This is a genomic window from Porticoccus sp. W117, from assembly GCF_030341905.1.
In the GTDB taxonomy this organism is placed as follows: Bacteria; Pseudomonadota; Gammaproteobacteria; order Pseudomonadales; family Porticoccaceae; genus SCSIO-12696.
Genome location: NZ_JATAAF010000001.1, coordinates 150,774 through 171,133 on the forward strand (window position 1 = coordinate 150,774; position 20,360 = coordinate 171,133).

15 protein-coding genes are annotated in these 20,360 nt (G+C 54.4%); 6 read left to right on the top strand and 9 right to left on the bottom strand.

All coding sequences use genetic code 11. The annotated features are described in order from the left end of the window. Positions 1–216: 216 nt before the first annotated feature. Positions 217–2,481, bottom strand: coding sequence for a S9 family peptidase (locus QSV34_RS00775; protein ID WP_289151127.1), 2,265 nt, complete (start codon positions 2,479–2,481; stop codon positions 217–219). Positions 2,482–2,725: 244 nt separating this feature from the next. Here QSV34_RS00775 and QSV34_RS00780 point away from each other — a divergent pair, with 244 nt between their 5' ends. After that, positions 2,726–3,664 carry a GGDEF domain-containing protein gene (locus tag QSV34_RS00780; protein ID WP_289151129.1) on the top strand — a complete coding sequence of 313 codons (939 nt, stop codon included), beginning with the start codon at positions 2,726–2,728 and terminating at the stop codon, positions 3,662–3,664. Between the two features lie 89 nt (positions 3,665–3,753). Here QSV34_RS00780 and QSV34_RS00785 read toward each other — a convergent pair whose 3' ends face one another. The 3 genes from QSV34_RS00785 to fliK all read right to left on the bottom strand — a co-directional run bounded on the left by QSV34_RS00785 (position 3,754) and on the right by fliK (position 7,175). Continuing rightward, positions 3,754–5,322, bottom strand: a complete 1,569-nt coding sequence (locus tag QSV34_RS00785; protein ID WP_289151131.1) for a sensor domain-containing diguanylate cyclase — start codon at positions 5,320–5,322, stop codon at positions 3,754–3,756. A gap of 182 nt (positions 5,323–5,504) precedes the next feature. Further along, positions 5,505–5,798: an EscU/YscU/HrcU family type III secretion system export apparatus switch protein gene (locus QSV34_RS00790; protein WP_289151133.1), complete on the bottom strand. Its 294-nt coding sequence runs from the start codon at positions 5,796–5,798 to the stop codon at positions 5,505–5,507. A gap of 15 nt (positions 5,799–5,813) precedes the next feature. After that, positions 5,814–7,175 (bottom strand): flagellar hook-length control protein FliK, encoded by a 1,362-nt coding sequence (gene fliK, locus QSV34_RS00795; RefSeq protein WP_289151135.1) that lies wholly within the window; start codon positions 7,173–7,175, stop codon positions 5,814–5,816. Positions 7,176–7,305: 130 nt separating this feature from the next. Here fliK and QSV34_RS00800 point away from each other — a divergent pair, with 130 nt between their 5' ends. Further along, the gene (locus tag QSV34_RS00800) at positions 7,306–8,670 is read left to right on the top strand and encodes an SPOR domain-containing protein (protein ID WP_289151136.1); all 1,365 of its coding nucleotides are present in this window, start codon (positions 7,306–7,308) and stop codon (positions 8,668–8,670) included. Between the two features lie 152 nt (positions 8,671–8,822). Here QSV34_RS00800 and QSV34_RS00805 read toward each other — a convergent pair whose 3' ends face one another. Further along, positions 8,823–9,296 carry a deoxycytidylate deaminase gene (locus QSV34_RS00805; protein WP_289151137.1) on the bottom strand — a complete coding sequence of 158 codons (474 nt, stop codon included), beginning with the start codon at positions 9,294–9,296 and terminating at the stop codon, positions 8,823–8,825. 92 nt (positions 9,297–9,388) lie between these two features. After that, positions 9,389–10,207 carry an iron-sulfur cluster carrier protein ApbC gene (gene apbC / locus QSV34_RS00810; RefSeq protein ID WP_289151139.1) on the bottom strand — a complete coding sequence of 273 codons (819 nt, stop codon included), beginning with the start codon at positions 10,205–10,207 and terminating at the stop codon, positions 9,389–9,391. Between the two features lie 83 nt (positions 10,208–10,290). Between apbC and metG the strand changes: the two genes are divergently transcribed. Beyond that, entirely contained in the window at positions 10,291–12,324 is a 2,034-nt protein-coding gene (metG, locus tag QSV34_RS00815; protein WP_289151140.1) for a methionine--tRNA ligase, read from the top strand. A gap of 663 nt (positions 12,325–12,987) precedes the next feature. On the opposite strand, the gene rapA is transcribed toward metG, so the two are convergent. Continuing rightward, complete coding sequence (gene rapA, locus QSV34_RS00820) at positions 12,988–15,882, bottom strand: RNA polymerase-associated protein RapA (RefSeq protein WP_289151142.1); 2,895 nt, start codon at positions 15,880–15,882, stop codon at positions 12,988–12,990. A gap of 100 nt (positions 15,883–15,982) precedes the next feature. Between rapA and QSV34_RS00825 the strand changes: the two genes are divergently transcribed. Continuing rightward, positions 15,983–16,438, top strand: a complete 456-nt coding sequence (locus QSV34_RS00825) for a YchJ family protein (protein ID WP_289151144.1) — start codon at positions 15,983–15,985, stop codon at positions 16,436–16,438. Between the two features lie 41 nt (positions 16,439–16,479). Here QSV34_RS00825 and QSV34_RS00830 read toward each other — a convergent pair whose 3' ends face one another. After that, on the bottom strand, positions 16,480–17,304 hold the full coding sequence (locus QSV34_RS00830; protein ID WP_289151146.1) for a M90 family metallopeptidase: 825 nt from the start codon (positions 17,302–17,304) through the stop codon (positions 16,480–16,482). A gap of 50 nt (positions 17,305–17,354) precedes the next feature. Here QSV34_RS00830 and QSV34_RS00835 point away from each other — a divergent pair, with 50 nt between their 5' ends. Then, the gene (locus QSV34_RS00835; protein ID WP_289151148.1) at positions 17,355–18,620 is read left to right on the top strand and encodes a glycosyltransferase; all 1,266 of its coding nucleotides are present in this window, start codon (positions 17,355–17,357) and stop codon (positions 18,618–18,620) included. A gap of 153 nt (positions 18,621–18,773) precedes the next feature. Next, entirely contained in the window at positions 18,774–19,400 is a 627-nt protein-coding gene (locus tag QSV34_RS00840; RefSeq protein ID WP_289151149.1) for an NYN domain-containing protein, read from the top strand. A 1-nt stretch (position 19,401) separates the two neighbouring features. Here QSV34_RS00840 and rdgC read toward each other — a convergent pair whose 3' ends face one another. Beyond that, positions 19,402–20,337 (bottom strand): recombination-associated protein RdgC, encoded by a 936-nt coding sequence (gene rdgC, locus QSV34_RS00845; RefSeq protein ID WP_289151151.1) that lies wholly within the window; start codon positions 20,335–20,337, stop codon positions 19,402–19,404. Positions 20,338–20,360: the final 23 nt, after the last annotated feature.

Below are 20,360 nucleotides of genomic sequence, written 5' to 3' on the forward strand. Positions count from 1 at the left end.
AGCTGCCTGCATGGCTTGGAGGTAACTTGCTGTGACCGCGGCCAGCATGGATGCTGACCACGAGCCTACAGGGAAGTGCTTGTTTTGAAAAAGAAAGCGGCATGACACAGCAAGTTGCGCCCAAGCCATGCTCTACTCCCAAGCAACTTAATGTTAGCAGTTTGCATCACGAGATTGCCGCGTCGCTGCGCTCCTCGCAATGACGGAGGCAGCTGGCTACTTCAACTTACCCTCAAAAAATCGAAACACCATCTGCCACAAATGAGCCTGGGCATCTTCTCCGCGAATACCGTGGCGTTTTCCTGGATAGGTCATTAGCTGAAAATCCACTCGTTTCTCCTGCAATTGGCCCATCAACTTCACTGCGTTGTCGAAGAATACGTTGTCGTCTGCCATGCCGTGAATCAACAGAAGATCACCGCGCTTGTCACTGGCTACGTAGTTGTCGATGTAGGGGAACACCGACGCCTGTTGGTAATCTTCAGGCTTTTCTGGCACACCCATATAACGCTCGGTGTAGCAGGTGTCGTACAACAGCCAGTCGGTAACCGGGGCCACGGACACTGCGGCGGCGAAGGTATCCGGCGCCTTGAACAAGCTCATCAGGCTCATATAACCGCCGTAAGACCAGCCGTAAACCCCCAGTCGCTGCTCATCCACATAAGGCAGAGTTTTCAGCAGTTTTACAGCGGCCAGTTGATCGGTCACTTCCGCCTCCCCCAACCTGCCTTTGATTACTCCCTCAAACTCGGCGCCTCGGTTGTAGGTGCCGCGGTTGTCTATGGTAATCACCACATAACCGTTGCGAGCCAGAAACTGGTTAAACCAGCGGGTGTTCCAGGCATTTTTTACCAGCTGGCTGTGGGGTCCACCGTAGAGAAATACGATCGCCGGGTAGCGCTTTCCCGGCTCCAGTTTTTTGGGCTTCATCAGCTGGTAATGCAGGGTTTTGCCATCTTCTGCATTCAGTGTGCCGTACTCCAGAGGAACATGGTCTGTGAGGTACGGGCTGTAGGGATGGTTGTCGTCCAGAGGATTTTCTTCCAGCCAGGTAATCAACCCGCCTTTTTCATCTTTAAGCGCCACTGCTGGCGGGCGACCATCTGCTGAGAAGTTGTCGATAAACAGGGGCTTTTGGCAGTCTCCATCCTTGCGGATACAGCCATAATCCACGCTATGCCAGCCGGGCTCTTTGGTCAGGCGGTGAACATCGCCACCATCCAAAGGCACTCTGTAGAAATGCCGCTCCAAAACACCGTCGGCATTGGCCATAAAGTAAATCTGGCGACGCTTTTCATCCACAGACACCAGGTGGTCCACCACCCAATCGCCAGAGGTAAGCTGGCGAATGACTTTGCCCTGGTAGTCCAGCAAATATAAATGCTTGTAGCCACTGCGCTCAGAGGCCCACACAAATTGCTGACTGTCTTTGAGAAATTTCAGGTCATCGTGCAAATTGATCCAGTACGGCGACGCTTCTGTCAGTACCCGCCAGCTTTTGCCGGTAGCGCTGTCAGCAAACAACAAATGGTTTTTACTTTGTGAACGATTGAGCCGCTGTATGGCCAGGGTTTTACTGTCTGGCAGCCAGTTGACTCGCGCCAGGTAAATATCCTGGTTGTCGCCCAAGTCCATCCAGCGGATTTTCGGCGTGCGGCGCCCTACTTTCACCACCCCCAGTTGCAGTCTGGCATTGACCTCGCCAGCAAAGGGATAGCGCTGCTGGATAGCGGTAACGGAACCATCTGTGGCCACTTCGTAGCGATCCATCAGGGTGACCTGAGACTCGTCAATTCGAGTCAGAGCAATGCGGCTTTCGTCAGCCGCCCACCAGTAACCGGTATTGCGGCCCATTTCCTCTTGAGCGACGAATTCCGCAGTGGCGTAACTGATGGCACCAGCACCCTTTTTGGTAATGGCAATCTCGCGCCCCTTTGCCAGGTCAATCACGTAGAGGTTTTGCTCACGCACAAAGGAGACGAAATTGCCTTTGGGGGAAAAGCGCACGTCGGTCTCGAATGCCGGGTTATTGGTAAGGCGCCGTGGTGTTGGCTTTTGCCCTGCTGCTTCCAGACCCAGGTAATAAAGATCACCGCCAATGGGAAACAGCAAACCATCGCTATTGGGCGACCAGTAATACTCAACAATGCCGCTGCCTTTGATACGCTGGCGCTCGCGTCGGGCTCGCTCCACTTCCGACAGTTGCTCATCACCGCCCGTCAGCTGTACCGAGTCCACCAGCAAACGATGTTGGTCTGTGGCGATGTGGTAGGCCCACAAGTCCTGCTGCTTGTGGTTATCCGGCTTGCCCTTCAGGTAGGTCGCAAGGGTTCCGTCGGGAGACAGCTTCAAGCCTTTTATTGCAGGGCCACTCAACGACGGGCTGGCCACGAAGCGTTCAATGGTCAGCGGCTCGGCGGCAACCGGTAAACACAACATCAACAAAACAGCGGCAATACAGAAGTGAGCACGGCGCAACATGGTGAGTTTTCCAAGTGAAGTAAAAGCGCCACTCTACCGAAACCTCGACCTCACAGGCAAAGTCAAAATTCCGTCATCTTTTTCTGAAAGCCAGCCCCATAAACGGCAGCGTCATTTTTCCAGCGGCCTTGCAATCCAGCGAAGGCAAAATTTCGCTAAAAATCGCCTGCAACTGTGGCATATAGAATGTGGCATATGGATTGCTTATTGGCTTTGGTAACCCCTGCTAAAGGCCCATGTAATCATGAGTGATATTGCGGAATTCAACAGTGGTAAAGGCGCCGCCGCCAAGAAGCTCGCCAAAAGCGGTAGCAATCAGCGCCTTAAGGTCGCGGCCCGTTCCAGTACGCCGGAACCCCTGCTGGCAGAAGCGGACCTGCTGCGGCTGTCGCAACTGTGGCAAACCACGCTGGATGTGTACGCCCTGCTGGATCGCCTGATCGGCGAACTGCCCCGCTTTGTGCCGTTCGACAGTTTCAGCTATTACCATCCAGAGCAAGCCCTGGAGCAACGAGTTGGCCAAGGGGGTAAGCACAGTTGCAGCTATAAACTGAACTTGCAGGGTCGCCAGCTGGGGCAGCTGGAAATGACCCGCAGCAAGCGCTTCTCGGAAGCAGAGCTGACCACTATCGAGCGAATTCTGGGCACTTTTATCAACAGCCTGCGCAACGCCGTGGACTACCACCAAATGGCCCGCAGCGCCTATACCGACAGCCTTACCGGGCTGCTTAACCGCAATGCCTTGAGTCATCTGCTGGGTAAAGAGATCAAACGCGCCCAACGCAGTAACGAGCCGCTATCACTGTTGTTTATCGATCTGGACCACTTCAAGTCCATCAACGACCAATACGGGCATTCCAGTGGTGATCGTCTGTTGCGCCAGCTGGCGCTGCTGCTTGAAAGCCAGGTTCGCGGCTCAGACTGCATCTACCGCTATGGCGGTGAGGAATTTATTGTGCAGCTGCCAGATACCAGTGCCGAAGGCGCGCGTCTGGTAGCAGAGAAAATTCTTGCCGGCATTGGCAACCTGCACTTTGCCCCCTGCGGCAAAGCCTTGCCGGTCACCGCCAGTATCGGCGCCACCACCCTCAACAACGAAGACGCTCATTCGCTGATCGAGCGTGCTGATCGAGCCATGTATCGAGCGAAAGAGGAAGGCAGAAATCGGATTTGTGTTTTGTAGGTTGCGGGTTGCGGGTTGCGGGTTGCGGGTTGCGGGTTGCGGCAAGAATCTCGTAATCACGAGCGAAGTATCACGCAACCCGTGACCGATCAAACCACCACACTACTATTACGATTATTGCGCTTGGCCTTGTACATGCCTTGGTCTGCCCGTTCAAAAGCGCTCTCAGGGGTGTCTTCGTCCTGAACTTCGGTGATGCCACAACTGATGGTGACATTCACTGGTTGGCCACCGCTGTGGAAACCGCATTTTTCCACCCCGGCGCGGGCTTTTTCCGCCACCACCCTGGCACCTTCCGCATCGGTGTCCGGCAATAACAGCACAAATTCATCGCCACCAAAACGCGCCAGGCAATCGGTTTTACGAATGCTTGAGGAAAGTGTTTCCACCACTTTTTGCAGCACCAGGTCACCGGCCTTGTGACCATAGGTATCGTTAACGGTTTTGAACTTGTCGACGTCCACTACCATCATGGTCAGAGGGAAGCCAATACGGCGGCTGCGGGAAAATTCCTCTATCACCCGTTCCTCGTAACCAAAGCGGTTGAGCACGCCGGTGAGGGTGTCTTTTGATGCAGCGGCTTGTTTTTCGTGTACTTTGGCCCGCAACTGCTGGCCTTGCAATTCCATCTCCCGCAGCTTGCGGGTGAGATCGCGCACCTGACGCTCGGACTGGCGGTGCTTTTCCTGTTCGTCGTTGAGGTATTCATCGAGCGTGTTGCCAATTTTTTCAACTCTCGTTTCGATGAGTTGTCGCAACCCGTCCAGGGTGTTTTCGCCGGCCACCGCTTGCTGAATATCACTGACCTGCTCGCCAATATTATTCTGCAGTTGTTCGGCACGGCTGAGTGAGCCTTTGTCGAGCGTACCAACAATACCCTGCTCTATACCTTGCAGCTTTTCCCGCAACTGGCCAAGAAACTGCTCCGTATCCCGGCGTTCAATGCCGATACTGCGGGCAATACCCCCTAATAACTCCAACACTTGCTGCAAGATATGCTGCATTCCCTCGGTGGTGTTAACCGTGGGCAGCTCCGCCTTGATAACCACTACCTGACGCGATACATCATCCAGCGATGCCAGGTTGTCCAGCACCTTATCCAGCACCGGGCGCAGGGCATCAAAAATATCCCTGGCGCTGTTATCCGCCTTGCTGCCGGAGCGTTTTAGCCAACCGCGACTTTTGCCTTTGGAGGAGTCGCTCGCGGCTTTGGGGGATGCACTGTCTACCGAGCTCTCGTTGATGGTGCGCAGCAATTTCAAACCACGCTGCAGTACCTCGACAATCTCATCCTGGCTTTTGGCTCGGGCAGCGGAAACGGCAATTTTCTGGGCATCGCTGTAGTTCGCCATGGGCACGCGCATTTCCTGCAACAGTGCCTGCAACGCTTCCGCCAGTGGTTGGATGTTAGTACCCACCTGATCCGAGTCTGGCATCTCTTTGAGATGGCCAAACAGCATGGTGGAGACTTTGGTGAGGCCTTCATCGTCGCTGGATACCCGTTCCCGCAGGACGATGCGCAGATGTTCGAGAATGTTTTCCAGCTTGCTGTCTTGAATGCCCTTGGCAGCGAGATAGCTCAGTTCTACCCCAATGCGCTGCAGCAACAATTCCCGTTCGTTCTTCTCATTTGTGGCCGTGCCGGCAGTCGGATTCATAGCCTTGCTCTTTATCGTTATAGTCACTGATTTCTATCCCTGATCCCCACACCTTCGATTCTACTCGCCATCAGCACCCCGGCAAGCCAACTGGCGCACAATACGCAACCGAGGTGGCATCCATGGTCACGTATCATTTTTGTTACATTTGCACTGCATCTATCAGCCCGGTTTTTTGCCTTTTAAGGTGCCTTGCCTTTCAAGTAATAGACAAATGACAGCACCTCAGCCACCACCACATACAGTTGCCGGGGAATTTCCTCACCCACGGGTACAGCGCTCAATGCGGCGGTCAACACCGTATCCTGCTCTACCGGCACTTGATGTGCCCTGGCCAGCGCCTCAATTTCTTCGGCAACCGCTCCTTCTCCCTTGGCCACCACCACCGGCGCCACCTTTTTATTTTCCCCGCTGTTGTCGTAGCTGAGGGCTGCTGCCAACTTCGGTGGTTTGTGTGGTGGCTGTTCCTCTGACATGGATGCCTCTAAAGTCTATATGTGGTAATCGAGCAAACTGCTGGCCAAACTCAGCGGCGCCTGCTGATCCACGGGCTGCCCCTGACGACACACCAATGCCCCCACATTCAAGCCATTGGCCTCAAGGGCTGTTTCCAGCATCGGCAACTCTGACTCCGCCAACTGTGCCGTTTCATCGCTCTGCGCCCACAGCGATGCCGAGACCTTGTCACCTCGCAACAATACTTTGGCCCGTATCTGCCCCAACCCTGCCAACTCAAAGGCAAGTTCCACCTGCCAGCCCGGCTCCAGTTCAGTGCCATCACCGTTGCTGGCCTCTCTTTCGATCACCATCGGCAGGCTATGAAACTCATCACCCTGGCGATAGGGCAATTCAAAAACCCAACGAGCCGCTTCCTGGCCAGGCTGTGGCAGGCTTTGGACCTGCTGGGAAACGATGCGAGCAATTGCGCCTTCAACCTGACGTTGCAAATCCTGCACAGTGGGCATTTGTGTCTGGCTGACAGACTGATTCAATTGCCCTTCCCTTTGTGTACCCTGCGGCAATAGCTGGTTTGCCTGACGGCCAGCCTCTGCAGGCAATGCTTGCTGCTGCGTCTGAGGCTGGGTAGCTGTCTGGGGTTTGATCCCATCAACTGGCTGTGTGCCCCCACCGCCAGGCGCCTGCGCTGTTGGCGCAGAACTCGGCATTGCAGTACTGGCAGGCCTTGCCGCCTCAGTTGCCGGGCTTTTGGCCGCAGGTGTCGAATCGCCACTGGTGGGCTTCTGAACCCCCAACTGGCGAGCCAATTGCACCAGAGCCTGCTTGACATCTCTCTGTGCCCCTTCGCCACCGCGCTGAGCCTGGCGCTGTTCATTGAACAACCCTGACTCCTGCACCAATTGTTTGAGGCGGGCGTGATCAGCCAGTTTTTCGCCATTGGGAATTCGCGCCAGTAATGTTTCGATAAGGCCGCGGGTACGGGCAGGCAACACCTCTCTCTGTGAACCACCATCGTCCTTCGTTTGCGGGGGCTTCCCCAAAATGGCCAACAAGTTATTCAGCACTTTTTCCGTCGGCAATTGGCGTGGCAACAGCTGGCGTAATGCCTGATTCACCAACTCGCTGGCACTGCCGCTGGCCACCGCCGCAGGCACCACCTGCAACGTGGGTGTAGTGCCAGTACTGAGTACTTTGAGCAGTACCCGGTCACCAGCCTGAATGGGCGCCTGGCTGCGAGCTTCCAGCTGGGTATTGCCAATGCGCAGTTGCAGACGTTCCGCAGCGGGACGTGCCATCACCACCGCCTCCAGAATCTGCCCCACACGCCAGTTGTGTAGCTGGCTGCTTACCGCCCCCTGAGACGTCAGCCCAGTGAGCGTTATTTCCCCCAGCATGGGTTATAAAATCTCCTGGCACTTGGCCTTATCTATGCAATAATTGCTGCCTTAATTTTTCGACCTGTTGCTAGTAAAACTTTAGCGGCATAAATGGCGGTTTCTTAAGCCGAATTCCCAGGGAATTTCTATGAGCATTTTTGATGACGATCATGCAGAACCAGTCGCAACCGCCAAGCCGGGCAAAAAAGCCCACAAAAACCCCTTTGCAGACCCCGATGAGCGACTGGAACCGTTAATGGAGACAGGCAGCGAGCTGGACGATGACGAACTGGCTCTGGATGAAGAAGACTTCGTACCCTTGGATCGCAAGCGCAATCGCCACCTGAGCAGCAGCCTGGACAAAATTCGCGACAACGGCCCGGCACAGACGCCGAGCAGCGAAACACCCAAAGTGGAAAAAAAGCCAGTCAGGGTCCAAAAAGCCGACCCTCAGCCAACCCGCAACCCGTTTGCCAACAGTACCGAGACAACCCGAACAGCTGTCGAAGACAACCCATTTCTGGCGCCAGCCAAACGTGCACAAACACAAGCTCAAACGCCCCCTGTCATCAACCGACAAGTCCCGGAAAGCAAGACTTTCCCCGGCGAAAAATTGGCAGGCGAAAAGCCAGCAAGCGTCAAAGTCAGTGAACCCAAACACAGTGAGAAGCCGCAGCGAAGCCAGCCCCAAGCAGAGGCCCGACAAGCGCCCAGCTCACCCTATGTGCCGCAAAAACCACTGGTAGATGAGCGCCCACAACCAGAGCCAAGACGCCCCCAGTTGGATAGGGAAAAACCCTCACAGCCAGAACCGGCACCGCAAGCTGCTCCACCAGAGTTTGCCCGCCGCCAACAACCTGCCATCGGCGTCACCAGCCTGACGCTGTGGACTCTGCTGGCCATGGCAGTGCTATTGGCTGCCTGGAGCATGATCCAACTGTCTGGCATAAAGGAACAACTGGCTGCTTTGAACAATGATGTAAAACAGATGGAACAGCCCGCCGCCGTTGTTGCAGACAGCGGCCAGGAAGCGCGACTGGCGCGCTTGGAAAACAACTACCAAGCGCTGGAAAGTCGTATACAGCAGCAACCTAAAACGGGCAGCAACAATCAGGATGCAACCGTAGCCCAACTGCAAAAACAAATCGGCCAGTTGCAAAACCAAGTACAACAACAGCAAAAGCAATTGCAATCCACCCTTGCCACACTTCAGCAGCAGGCCAAATCAGCAACACCAGCGACAACCAGCAAACCAGTGGCGGCAGTGGCTAAACCCAGCGGCTGGGTGATCAATATCGCCTCGCTCTCCAACCGCGACAACGCCCTGAAATTGGTGAATAAAGCCAAGGCTCTGGGCACAGACACGCGAATGGAATCCTACCCTTCCCAAGGACGCACCCTCTATCGGGTACGGGCCTTTGGCTACAACAGCCAAAGCGCCGCCGAGCAAGCGGCGTTGCGTTTGCAAAACGGATTGAATATGAGCGGATTGATTGTTCGGAAGATTGACTAATTAGCTACGGGCGACGAGCAATGTAGGTCGGGCTTTAGCCCGACAAAAACAGCCATAAAAAGCGCCCAAGGTGTCGGGCTAAAGCCCGACCTACAGAATACAAGGCCATTTCCCACTCGATCTGCCCGTAGCCCGGGGCTCGCAGCCAATAATTACTGATTCGCATAATCCTCCACCGCCTGCTCAACCACCACCAACTCCACCCCCGCCTGAGCAAACATATCCCGGGTTTCCTGAGCAGCGTGGTACATGGATTTGGCTACGACTTTTTCAATGCCGCAGCTGATAATCAGCATGGCGCACACCCGGCAGGGTTCCATCTTGCAGTACAGGGTACTGCCCGCCAGTGAGATGCCATGGCGAGCTGCCTGGCAAATGGCGTTCTGTTCCGCGTGAATGGTACGCATACAGTGCTGGCGAGTGGTGCCATCGTCGTCGATCACCTGCTTCATCAGGTGGCCCACGTCATCGCAATGGGGCAGTCCTGAAGGAGAGCCCACATAGCCAGTGGCGATAATGCGTTTGTCTCTAACGATAATGCAGCCGGAACGGCCCCGATCACAGGTAGCGCGAGTGGCCACCGTGTCCATCATGTCGATAAAGTACTGGTCCCAGTCTGGTCTCATGGTCATTCCTCGTGAGATGGGAGACGAGAGACGGGAGATGTAAAAACAGCACTTCGATCTACGTCTTTCATCTCACATCTCTCGTCTTACGTTCAATCAATTTCAATTTCCGGCATTGCGGTTGCGCTTTGCTGCAGCTGCTCCACCACCTTGCGAGCAATATCCCGGTAAACCCCTGCCACTTGCCCTGCTGGTTCCGCTACCACGGTAGGCTGACCGCTATCCGTCTGCTCACGAATGTTGCGATCCAGCGGCAGTGCTCCCAGCAATTCGGTTTCATAATCACGGGCAATGCGCTCACCGCCACCTTCGCCAAAAATATGTTCGCTGTGACCGCACTGGCTGCAGGTGTGCATGGCCATATTTTCCACCACGCCAATAACCGGAATACTGACCTTGCGAAACATCTCGATGCCCTTTTCCGCATCCAGCAGTGCAATGTCCTGGGGGGTAGTGACAATCACCGCGCCGGACACTGGCACTTTCTGAGCCAGAGTCAGTTGAATATCACCGGTGCCTGGAGGCATATCTACAATCAGGCAATCCAGCTCACCCCAGCGAGTTTGTCCCAACATCTGCTGCAGCGCGCCGCTGGCCATAGGGCCGCGCCATACGGCGGGGGCTTTATCTTCCAGCAGATACCCCAGAGACATGGTTTTCAGGCCATGGGCCTCGATGGGCAGGAAGGCTTTTCCATCAACCACTTGCGGGCGAGTGCCGTCCGCCACTCCCAGCATCAAGGGCTGGCTGGGGCCGTAAATATCCGCGTCCAACAGGCCGGTGGCAAAGCCTTCCGCCTGTAGTGCCAACGCCAAATTAACGGCAGTAGTGGACTTGCCCACACCGCCCTTACCAGAGGCAACCGCCACAATGTATTTGACCTGTTGCAAACCTTCCGGAAAATCGCTCATCACCTGTACTCAACACCTGAAAAACAACTACAAAAACGGTATAGTTGCGCGTCTTTCCAACCGTACAGAGAAATCACTCCGCAATGTCCGACCGCCGCAAAATTCTCGTTACCAGCGCCCTGCCCTACGCCAACGGTTCCATTCACCTTGGCCATATGATGGAAGCCATCCAGACTGATATCTGGACTCGCTTCCAGCGCCTGCGCGGCCACGAATGTTACTACGTTTGCGCCGACGATGCCCATGGCACTTCCATTATGCTGAAGGCCGAGCAGTTGGGTATTTCACCAGAACAACAAATATCTAATGTTCAAGCAGAACATGAGAAAGATTTTGCTGATTTCCAAATCGCCTTCGACAACTACCACTCCACGCATTCGGAAGAGAATAAAGAGTTTTCCAAGCTAATTTACAGTCGTCTTAGGGATAACGACCACATTGCCAAACGAGATATCAAACAAGCATATGACCCAGAGAAGGGGCTGTTTCTGGCAGACCGTTATATCAAGGGCACCTGCCCAAAATGTAAAACCGAAGACCAATACGGCGACAATTGTGAAGCCTGCGGCGCCACCTACACACCGGCAGACCTAATCAACCCGATATCCGCCATCTCCGGCGCCACACCTATTGAAAAAGAATCAACCCACTACTTTTTCAAACTACCGGAATTTGAGGCCTTTTTAAAAGAGTGGACTCGCGCTGGACACCTGCAGGAAGAAGTAGCCAACAAGCTGGGCGAATGGCTTGAGAGCGGCTTGCAAGAGTGGGATATATCTCGCGATGCCCCCTATTTCGGTTTTGAAATCCCCGATGCGCCGGGCAAATATTTCTACGTGTGGCTGGATGCCCCCATCGGCTATATGGCCAGTTTTAAAGTGCTGTGCGAACGGGAAGGCTTAGACTTCGATGAGTTCTGGGGCATTGATTCCAGTACCGAGCTGTACCACTTTATCGGCAAGGATATTATCAACTTTCACGCCCTGTTCTGGCCCGCCATGCTGACCAGCGCCCAGTTCCGCACCCCTACCAAAGTCAACGCCCACGGCTTTGTGACCGTAAACGGTAAAAAGATGTCAAAGGCGCGAGGCACCTTTATCAACGCTCGAACCTACCTGGATCACCTGCCGGCGGAGCCCCTACGCTATTACTACGCAGCCAAGCTGACCAACGGTGTGGACGATATGGATCTGAACCTGGATGACTTTGTGCAGCGGGTAAATTCCGACCTGGTGGGCAAAGTGGTAAACATCGCCAGCCGTTGCGCAGGTTTTGTGAAAAAATCTGGCGGCGTTCTGGCTGACAATATTATCGAGCCACAACTCTGGCAGAAATTTGTGGATGCGGAGCCAGTGATCACCGAGCACTACGAAAACCGTGAATTCGGCAAAGCCATGCGGGAAATTATGGGGCTGGCCGATGCCGCCAACGAATACATCGCCGCCAAAGAACCCTGGAAACTTGCCAAGGAAGAAGGCAGTGGCGAAGAAGTGCTGGGCATCTGCTCCCTGGGCATAAACCTATTCCGCGCCCTGATGCTTTACCTGAAACCGGTACTGCCTGCCATGGCAGAACAATCCGAAGCGTTCCTTAACGATTCACTAACCTGGAGCGAAGGCTTGCAGCCACTGCTGGGCCACGCCATCAATAAATTCAAACCGCTGATGCAGCGCATCGAAAAAGACAAGGTAGACGCCATGGTGGACGCTGGAAAAGAAGAAGCAGCGGTCGCAGCCGCTCCGACCAACATTGCACCCCAGACCGGGCCACTGGCTGACGAGCCACTGGCCGCAGAAATCAGTTTTGATGACTTTATCAAAGTGGATTTGCGCGTTGCCAAAATTGTCAAAGCCGAACACGTGGAAGGTGCCGACAAACTGCTGCAACTCACTCTGGATATCGGCGACACCCGCACCCGCAATGTGTTTTCCGGCATCAAATCCAGCTACAAACCGGAAGACCTGGAAGGCCGTTTAACCGTGATGGTCGCCAACCTGGCACCACGGAAAATGCGCTTTGGTTTATCAGAGGGAATGGTGATTGCGTCTGGGGATAAGAAAGGGATTTATTTGATGTCGCCGGATTCTGGTGCGATGCCAGGGCAGAGAGTTACCTGAACAGACAGACGCAAGCTCTTAACTCCTCAATCGCCATCAGCCTACCTGGCACTTTCCGACAGGTTGGTGGCGACCTCGTTTCCAAAAACATATACATCCATGTAAATAAAGGCCATCGCAAACAACACACCAGCTCCACCAATTAATAAACCACGTTTCCAGCCTTTTAAAATAATTGCATACGCAATCAAACAAAAAAGTGGAAAAGATAAATACACAGAGCATGGCCCAATCCAAAACTGAACCTTCCTTTGTTGTACTCAAAGAAGCACCAGATAAATACAGCTATCTAAAGCACAGCATGCACAATAACAGAGCCGATTAAATCTGAACTATGTCCAGGGAGAGAGCAGCCTGCCAAATACAAGCTCAATAAACAGACCGCAACATATATGGGAATCGAGATGTGCGGTTGTTTTTGAAAGGTAGTTTTTCTTATTATTTCCATACAATCCTTTGCTCCTTGCAGCCACCTACGGTGAAATCTTTAGAAAGCGTACCTATTCAGTTTTCAGAACCGCCGCCAGCATGGATGCTGGCGACGAGCATACAAGGATACTTTCTCAGAAACGAAAGTGCTGCGTGTTCTGAAAATTGAATTGGAACGCCAGTCCCCTTCGAATCAGGAGATTGCCACGTCGCTTCGCTCCTCGCAATGACAGTTTAAACCGTCACCACTACCCGCAACGAATCCAGCCTTAACTCCGCCGCTTCCAGATAACCGGCCAGCTGCTCGCTGGTATCGCGAATATGCTCAATTTCTTCCTGACGGATATTGGGGTTTGCCTCTGCCAGAGCCTGCAAACGCTGCAACTCCCTTTTTTGCAGCCGCTGCATTTTTTCCAATGCAGATTCCACCAGCCCACCCTGCTGTTTGCCAGCCAGGGTTTGCGCCTGTTCAATCAGCTCGTTGATCTGAGGTCGCACCTGGCGCACCAGTTCCTGAGCGGTGGCAATGGCCACTTTCTTGCCCAGCCGTTGCAGGTGATCTGGTGTCAGCACCCCGCTCAAGTCACGGCCATTGCTGTCCACCACCACTCGCAGGCTACTTACCGGTAAATAGCGTTGCACCTGCAGTGCTTTGGGCGCACTGCAGTGCAAGGTAAAGGTGGTTTCCAGAAGCAATGTGCCCGGTTTCAAGGGTGGCAGCTTGAGGGTACAAAGCGCGGTGTTGCCAAAATCGCTGCCAAGAATCATTTCCATGGCACCCGCCACCATGGGGTGTTCCCAGCTGAGGAAGTGCATTTCTTCCCGGCTGAGCGCTTTGTGGCGATTAAAGGTGACGGTCATACCGTCGTCCAGCAAGCCGGGGAAGCGCTCCACCGCCATATGATCCCCCGGTTCCAATACCAGGGCGTCAAGGCTGTGGTGGTTGTGTTCCACGCCGTACTGGTCGAATACCTGTTCCATATAGGCTTCCAGCTGGCGCGGGCTTTCCGCCTCCACCAACTGTTCAACCACCTGCTCGGCCTTTTGCGGGTGGCAAGAGCTGATTTCCAACAGGCGGTCGCGGCCTTGCTGGAATTCGTACAAAGCGGCGTCGGTGGCCACGCGGGCATTCGCCACCAGGCTGTCGACGTCGGTCTTTTCTGCCAACAGACAGGCTCGCAATTGGTCGCCAAACTGGGTGTGTACGGCACTGGCCACCGGGCACACCCGCTCAAAGGCATTCAGTCCGTCGTGATACCAGCGCAACAGTGTGAACTGGGGGCTGTTGTCGTAGAACGGCACGTGTATCTGCACGCAGTGGCGCTGACCAATACGATCGAGGCGGCCGATACGCTGTTCCAGCAAGTCCGGATTCAACGGCAGGTCAAACATCACCAGGTGACGGGCGAATTGAAAATTGCGCCCCTCACTGCCAATTTCCGAGCAGATCAACGCCTGAGCACTTTCATCCTCGTCGGCAAAATAGGCGGCAGCTCGATCCCGCTGCACCAGGCTCATACCTTCATGGAACAGCGCAGAGCGCACGCCACAGCGAACATTGAGGTGGCCTTCCAGCTGCTCCGCCGTGCTGGCCTGAGCACAAATCACCAGCACTTTCTGGTCGCGGTTGTCCGCCAGCCAGTCCGCCAGCCATTTCACGCGAGGGTCATGGGCTAACCAGCCCTCTCCCAGCAGTTGCTCCGGCTTCAGGCGCTGCTCCAGATCGGCGCCATCCAGGCGATTGAGATACTCTGTTGGCACCGCCAGTTTATAGGGGTTGAGGCGCCGCTCCGGGAATCCCGCCACACCGTCTCGAGTATTGCGGAACAGTACTCGCCCGGTACCGTGGCGATCCAGCAGCGAGTGCACCAGCTCGTCCATCACATGTTGCTTGTCGTCTTCACTGTCCGTGTTCAACGCCGCCAACAAATCATCCGCCTGGTTACCCAGGTAATGATCCAGCTCCCGCTTTAACAGGGACGATTGCCGCAGTTTTTCCGCCGAATCAGAGGCAGTCAGTTGCTCCACCAACTCACTCACCCGTTGATAGTCGCTTTCCTCATCGCAAAATTTTTGCAAGTCGTAATAACGATCCGGATCCAGCAATCGCAGGCGCGCAAAGTGGCTTTCGATACCCAGCTGCTCCGGGGTGGCGGTCAGCAACAACAGTCCGGTGACTGCCTTGGCCAGGGTTTCAATGCACTGGTATTCCGGGCTGGCTTGCTGTTCGCTCCACTGCAGGTGATGGGCTTCATCCACCACCATCAAATCCCAGCTGGCGTCAGCGGCCTGTTGCAGGCGCTGTTCGCTATTGGTGAGAAAGGACAAATTGCAAAGCACCAGCTGGGCGCTTTCAAAGGGGTTGATTTGGTCGTCTACTGCACCGTCTTCGTCACCATCACACTCACCAGTAAGCGCCTGACAGCGTTCCTCGTCGAGAATGGTGAACATCAGATTAAAGCGGCGCAGCATTTCCACCAGCCACTGATGCACCAGGCTGTCGGGGACGACTACCAACACTCGGCTTGCGCGCCCCGACACTAACTGCTGGTGAATAATCAGCCCCGCTTCAATGGTTTTCCCCAGACCCACTTCATCCGCCAGCAGCACTCGCGGTGCGTGGCGATTGGCCACTTCGTGGCCAATATAGAGTTGGTGAGGCAGCAATTGCACCCGAGCCCCCAGCAAACCGAGAGCCGGGCTCTGCTGGTGGCGGTGATTGTGGGCGAGAGTTTGCTGGCGCAGTTCAAAGCGGCTGAGCTTGTCGATCTGGCCAGCAAACAGCCGATCCTGGGGTTTGCTGAATTGCACAAAGCTGTCCAGTTCCAGCTCTTCAAGGCACTGCTCGTTGCCACTCTGGTCGCGACCAAGGTAGGTGATATAACCGCCCTCTTCCCGCACTTCCAACACGTCCAGCAAATCGCCATCGGCGCTGCGTATGCGGTCACCCACGTTGTAGAGCACCCGGCTCAGGGGCGCATTATCTGCCGCGTAGGTGCGCTGTTCGCCAATCGCAGGAAAGCTCACGGTTACCCGGCGATTACCGGCTTCTACGACGATACCCAGCCCGGCGTCGGACTCGGTATTGCTGACCCAGCGTTGACCAGGAATAAATCGGGAGTTGCTCAAGAAACACTCACATAAAACAAGGATGGGAGGGGCGCAGATTATACCCGCTGGGGTGTGAAAGTTGTGACACAATTGCCGCCTGCAACCGGAAATTTGACCAATGCAACCCTGCCCTTGTAGATCATCACTCAACTATCAAGATTGCTGTCAGCCGCTGCATCTTGGGGCTACCGCTGACAGCGCCGAGGCTCTGATGCGCTCCCGCTACAGCGCATTTTCCCTGGAGTTGGTTGACTACCTCATCGCCAGCCACCACCCGAGCAAACACAGTCCAAACGATCGCCAGGGGCTGCAGCAATCAATGCAAAATACCCGCTGGTTGAATCTGCAAATTCTCGACAGTGAGCCTGACGACAGGGTTGAATTTATCGCCACTTACGAAGAAAACGGCAAATTGGGCCAGTTACACGAGCGCTCCAACTTTGTGCACGAAAATGGCCATTGGTACTACCTGGATGGCGATTTGTTACCGGCTCCAAAAATCAGTCGCAATGACTCCTGCCCTTGCGGCAGTGGCAAGAAATTTAAGAAATGTCACTTCTCCACGTCATCCTGAGGAGCGCAGCGACGTGAGGATCTCAGGGTGAAAGTAGTACTTTACTGCCACTCCCTCGGATCAACCTTGTAATAGCCTACCAACTGCTTAAACAACGCCGGATGCTGCTGAGCCATTTGCTCAGGTTGTTCGTAAAAAGTTTCCGTCACCACCGCAAAAAACTCCGCTGGATTGGTCGCGCCGTAGTGATCCAGCAAGGTGCTGTGCCCGCGCACCATATCCTCTTGCAAGGTTTCGTATTCCTGGGAAAGTACCCGTGCCCAGCTGCGATAGCTGGAAGCTTTTTCCATCAGCGGGGCGCCATTGGCGCTGCCGGATTCCTGGTCCAGCTGATGGGCAAATTCATGGAGAATCAAATTGCGACCATCATCAAAATTTCGGACTCCGTGCAACGCCTCATCCCAGGCCAGTACCACCTTGTCACTTTGCCAGGACTCCCCTGCCCGCCCCTGCATCTGGTGGCTGACAACACCGCCTTCGCCTAACTCCTGGTGGGGCGCGACATAGGGAGACGGATACACGTAGATATAACGCAGCTTGCCATAAACGCTGGTAACCCGGTTAAGCAATAACAGGCAAGCCTCGGCGGCGACGGTCAAACGGATTTCATCAGAAATAACCAGTCCGTCGCAGCCCACAAAATGTTTGTTGTGCAGGAATATTTTTATCAGGTGTTGCAGTTCACTCTGCTGCGCTGGGGAGAGTCGTTGATAGGCTGTGTTGTTGCGGCTGAGTGTCTTTTCCCACTCATCGGGGAACGGCATTTTAATCGCCCGCTGCAGACGCCATTTCGGCAGCAGCCACACCCAGAACACCACCGACGCCACAATCAACGCCATCATTGCAAAATAGAGTTCTATTGCCACACCAAGGATTCCTTTATGATGCCTGCCACCATTTTTTCATGGCAGCCATTGTGACAACTATCCTGATTATTGGCTACGTCTGGCCAGAGCCCAACTCTTCCGCAGCAGGCGCGCGGATTACGCAGCTTATTGAGTGTTTTCAGGAGCAAGGCTGGAACGTGCACTTTGCCAGTGCAGCTGCGCCTACTGAGCATATGGTTGACTTGGATGCCATGGGTGTTGCCATACAGAACATTCTGATCAATGACGCCAGCTTCGACCAGTACGTGCACGACCTGCAACCGGATATTGTGGTATTTGACCGCTTTGTCAGCGAAGAGCAATACGGCTGGCGGGTGGAAAAACAGTGCTCGGATGCGCTGCGGGTATTGGACAGCGAAGACCTGCACTGTTTGCGGGATGCTCGCCATAAGGCCCACCGGCAAAACCGGGCCATGGAAGATGCCGATCTGAACAGCGAAATGGCATTGCGGGAAGTTGCAGCTATCTTCCGCAGCGATCTGAGCCTGATGATTTCTGACTACGAGATTCAGTTGCTGACAGAGCGTTTTTCAGTACCCGTCACCCTGTTGCACCACTGCCCCTTTATGTTGGATGTAGAGGGGCTGGATAACAGTGACCTGCCCACTTTCGAGCAGCGCCAGCACTTTGTTTCCATCGGCAATTTTCGCCACGCCCCCAACTGGGATGCGGTGCTGTTCTTGAAACAAACCATCTGGCCCTTGATTCAAAAAGAGTTAGCACGCAAGCAACTGCCCAACGCGGAACTGCATATCTACGGCGCCTATCCGCCCCCCAAAGCCACTGCCTTGCACAACGAGCGGGATGGTTTTCTGGTGAAAGGCTGGGCGGAGGATGCTTTCCACGTAGTGCGCAATGCCCGTATCAACCTGGCGCCATTGCGCTTTGGTGCGGGTATAAAGGGCAAACTGGCGGATGGTATGCTCTGTGGCACCCCATCGATCACTACGGGTATTGGTACGGAGAGTATGACTGCCGGGCTGCCCTGGGGCGGTGAAATCGCCAACGACCCAGAGCGGTTTGCCGAAGCTGCGGTAAGACTCTACCAAGATCAAAGCAGCTGGCTCAGCGCCCAACAAAACGGGCTTGCTATTGCCCGCCAGCTGTTTGACAAGCAGCGCCTGCATTCGGAGTTAACCGACATCCTTGAGCAGGCGATGACGGAGCGTGAACAGCGCCGCCAAGGCAATTTTATCGGCGCCATGCTGCGCCACCATCACCACCGCAGCACTCAGTTTATGGGGCAGTGGATTGAGGCCAAGAATCGGTTGGCGGAGCGGCAAAACCCTAACTAACAGGGCTATTGCAAGCAAATTCCCATCTACCTATACTGCGTCTATTGCCACGGTATCCAAGGCTAACTGAAAAGCTGCCACCCACACGTTTTTTCCAAGTGAAGCGAATGCTTCCACGTGTGGCTCTGGCACCTTCAATCAAGGATGATAAAGATGCGCTTCGCGGTTTTAATCGATGCGGGTTTTGCCAAAACCAAACTTGGCACCAGTGAAACGCCTGCAACAGCAAAAGACTTCACCGGTTTAGTAAAACAAATTTCTCAACACCCTTTCCTGTCTGATAAATACCTTTACCGGGTTTATTATTACGACGCCCCTCCCTACGCAAAATCACGCAATATGCCACTAAATGGCGGCAAATATTCGTTCGCAAAAGCACGTTTAACTATTCATAACCGTAAACTGCTGGCTGAACTTGCCAAAGAAGATTACTTTGCCTTGCGTATGGGCGAAGTGCGTTTTCGCGGCTGGGAGCTTAAGCGCAACATACTGCCAACCGATAGCTCTCGGTGCGAGATCACCTCTGAATATCTCAGGCCCTCCTTGCAACAAAAGGGCGTAGATATGCGCATTGGTCTTGATATTGCCTCTCTAAGTCTCAAGCAACAGGTGGATATAATTGTGTTGGTTACCGGCGACAGCGACTTCGTACCACCCATGAAATTTGCTCGAAAGGAAGGTCTGCAGTTGGCCTTGGTAACCTTTGACCACAGTGTACATACAGACCTTTTCGAGCACGCTGATTTGTTTCTGGATATCAAAGCAGCTGCTACGGATTGAACTACTCCCCAAGCCCGCCCGTATTCTCCCCACCAAACGCCGCCAGCAACCCATTAATCAACTCCGCCAGCTCCAGCGTCATAATGGAAAAGTCCACATCAAAGCGCTCGGTGGCATCGCTGGTGTACACCTCATCCGCCTTGTCCTGAATCATATCGCCGTAGCGAATGCGCTTGATTGTGAATTTGTCATCCACCAGGCAGGAAATGCCGCTTTTCGATACCAGCTCAATCTTGCTGACATACATCCCCGCCTGAATGTGATTGCGGATTTCGTCGGCGGTCAGCAGTTGGTTTTTACAACGGATCACCCCGCCCTCGTCGCTGGGGTCACGCAATTCGCATTCTGTGCCCAATTCAAAGCCTTCTGGAGCATTACCAGACAGCAGCCAGCTGGTCATCACCTGGGCCGGAGTATCCATGGTAGTCAACGGTATCACAGGCAATGAACCTACCGCCGCGCGTAGCCCCTCGCAAAATTCTTCACCACCCTTGGCCGAGGCGGAGTTCACCACCAGCATTTGTCGTTTGTTGTCCAGGTAACCATGCTGAATGCGCGAGCGTACAAACGCTCTTGGCAGCAAGGAGAAGATCATCTCATCCTTAATTTCCTGGCGCTCCTTACGGCCTACCTTGCGGCCCTGCTCGGCTTCGATATCGTCTACCTTCTCCTGCACCTGCTCGTTCACCACAGCGGCAGGCAGCACTTTGTCCTGGCGTTTGGCCGCCAGCATTTGAAAGCCGTTGCTGCTGTGCAGAAACAACCCATCCTGCCCATGCTTTTCATTGCCAGGTATGGGCCGTACCCAACCGGTGCGGCTAACATCCTGACTGCCGCAAGGAGTAAAAGCCTGCTCCGCCAGCTGGTCGTGCAGCGCGTTCTCGTCCATATCAAAGGGCTTGGTAAAACGGAAAACCTGAATATTTTTAAACCACATAGATCAAACAGCTCGATAGTCAT

What these genes read in the sequence shown, in the direction of transcription:
- rdgC (WP_289151151.1), bottom strand. Translation starts at nt 20,337, where the DNA reads ATGTGGTTTAAAAATATTCAGGTTTTCCGTTTTACCAAGCCCTTTGAT.
- QSV34_RS00790 (WP_289151133.1), bottom strand. Translation starts at nt 5,798, where the DNA reads ATGTCAGAGGAACAGCCACCACACAAACCACCGAAGTTGGCAGCAGCC.
- QSV34_RS00825 (WP_289151144.1), top strand. Translation starts at nt 15,983, where the DNA reads ATGCAACCCTGCCCTTGTAGATCATCACTCAACTATCAAGATTGCTGT.
- QSV34_RS00785 (WP_289151131.1), bottom strand. Translation starts at nt 5,322, where the DNA reads ATGAATCCGACTGCCGGCACGGCCACAAATGAGAAGAACGAACGGGAA.
- QSV34_RS00840 (WP_289151149.1), top strand. Translation starts at nt 18,774, where the DNA reads ATGCGCTTCGCGGTTTTAATCGATGCGGGTTTTGCCAAAACCAAACTT.
- QSV34_RS00775 (WP_289151127.1), bottom strand. Translation starts at nt 2,481, where the DNA reads ATGTTGCGCCGTGCTCACTTCTGTATTGCCGCTGTTTTGTTGATGTTG.
- apbC (WP_289151139.1), bottom strand. Translation starts at nt 10,207, where the DNA reads ATGAGCGATTTTCCGGAAGGTTTGCAACAGGTCAAATACATTGTGGCG.
- metG (WP_289151140.1), top strand. Translation starts at nt 10,291, where the DNA reads ATGTCCGACCGCCGCAAAATTCTCGTTACCAGCGCCCTGCCCTACGCC.
- QSV34_RS00805 (WP_289151137.1), bottom strand. Translation starts at nt 9,296, where the DNA reads ATGAGACCAGACTGGGACCAGTACTTTATCGACATGATGGACACGGTG.
- fliK (WP_289151135.1), bottom strand. Translation starts at nt 7,175, where the DNA reads ATGCTGGGGGAAATAACGCTCACTGGGCTGACGTCTCAGGGGGCGGTA.
- QSV34_RS00780 (WP_289151129.1), top strand. Translation starts at nt 2,726, where the DNA reads ATGAGTGATATTGCGGAATTCAACAGTGGTAAAGGCGCCGCCGCCAAG.
- QSV34_RS00800 (WP_289151136.1), top strand. Translation starts at nt 7,306, where the DNA reads ATGAGCATTTTTGATGACGATCATGCAGAACCAGTCGCAACCGCCAAG.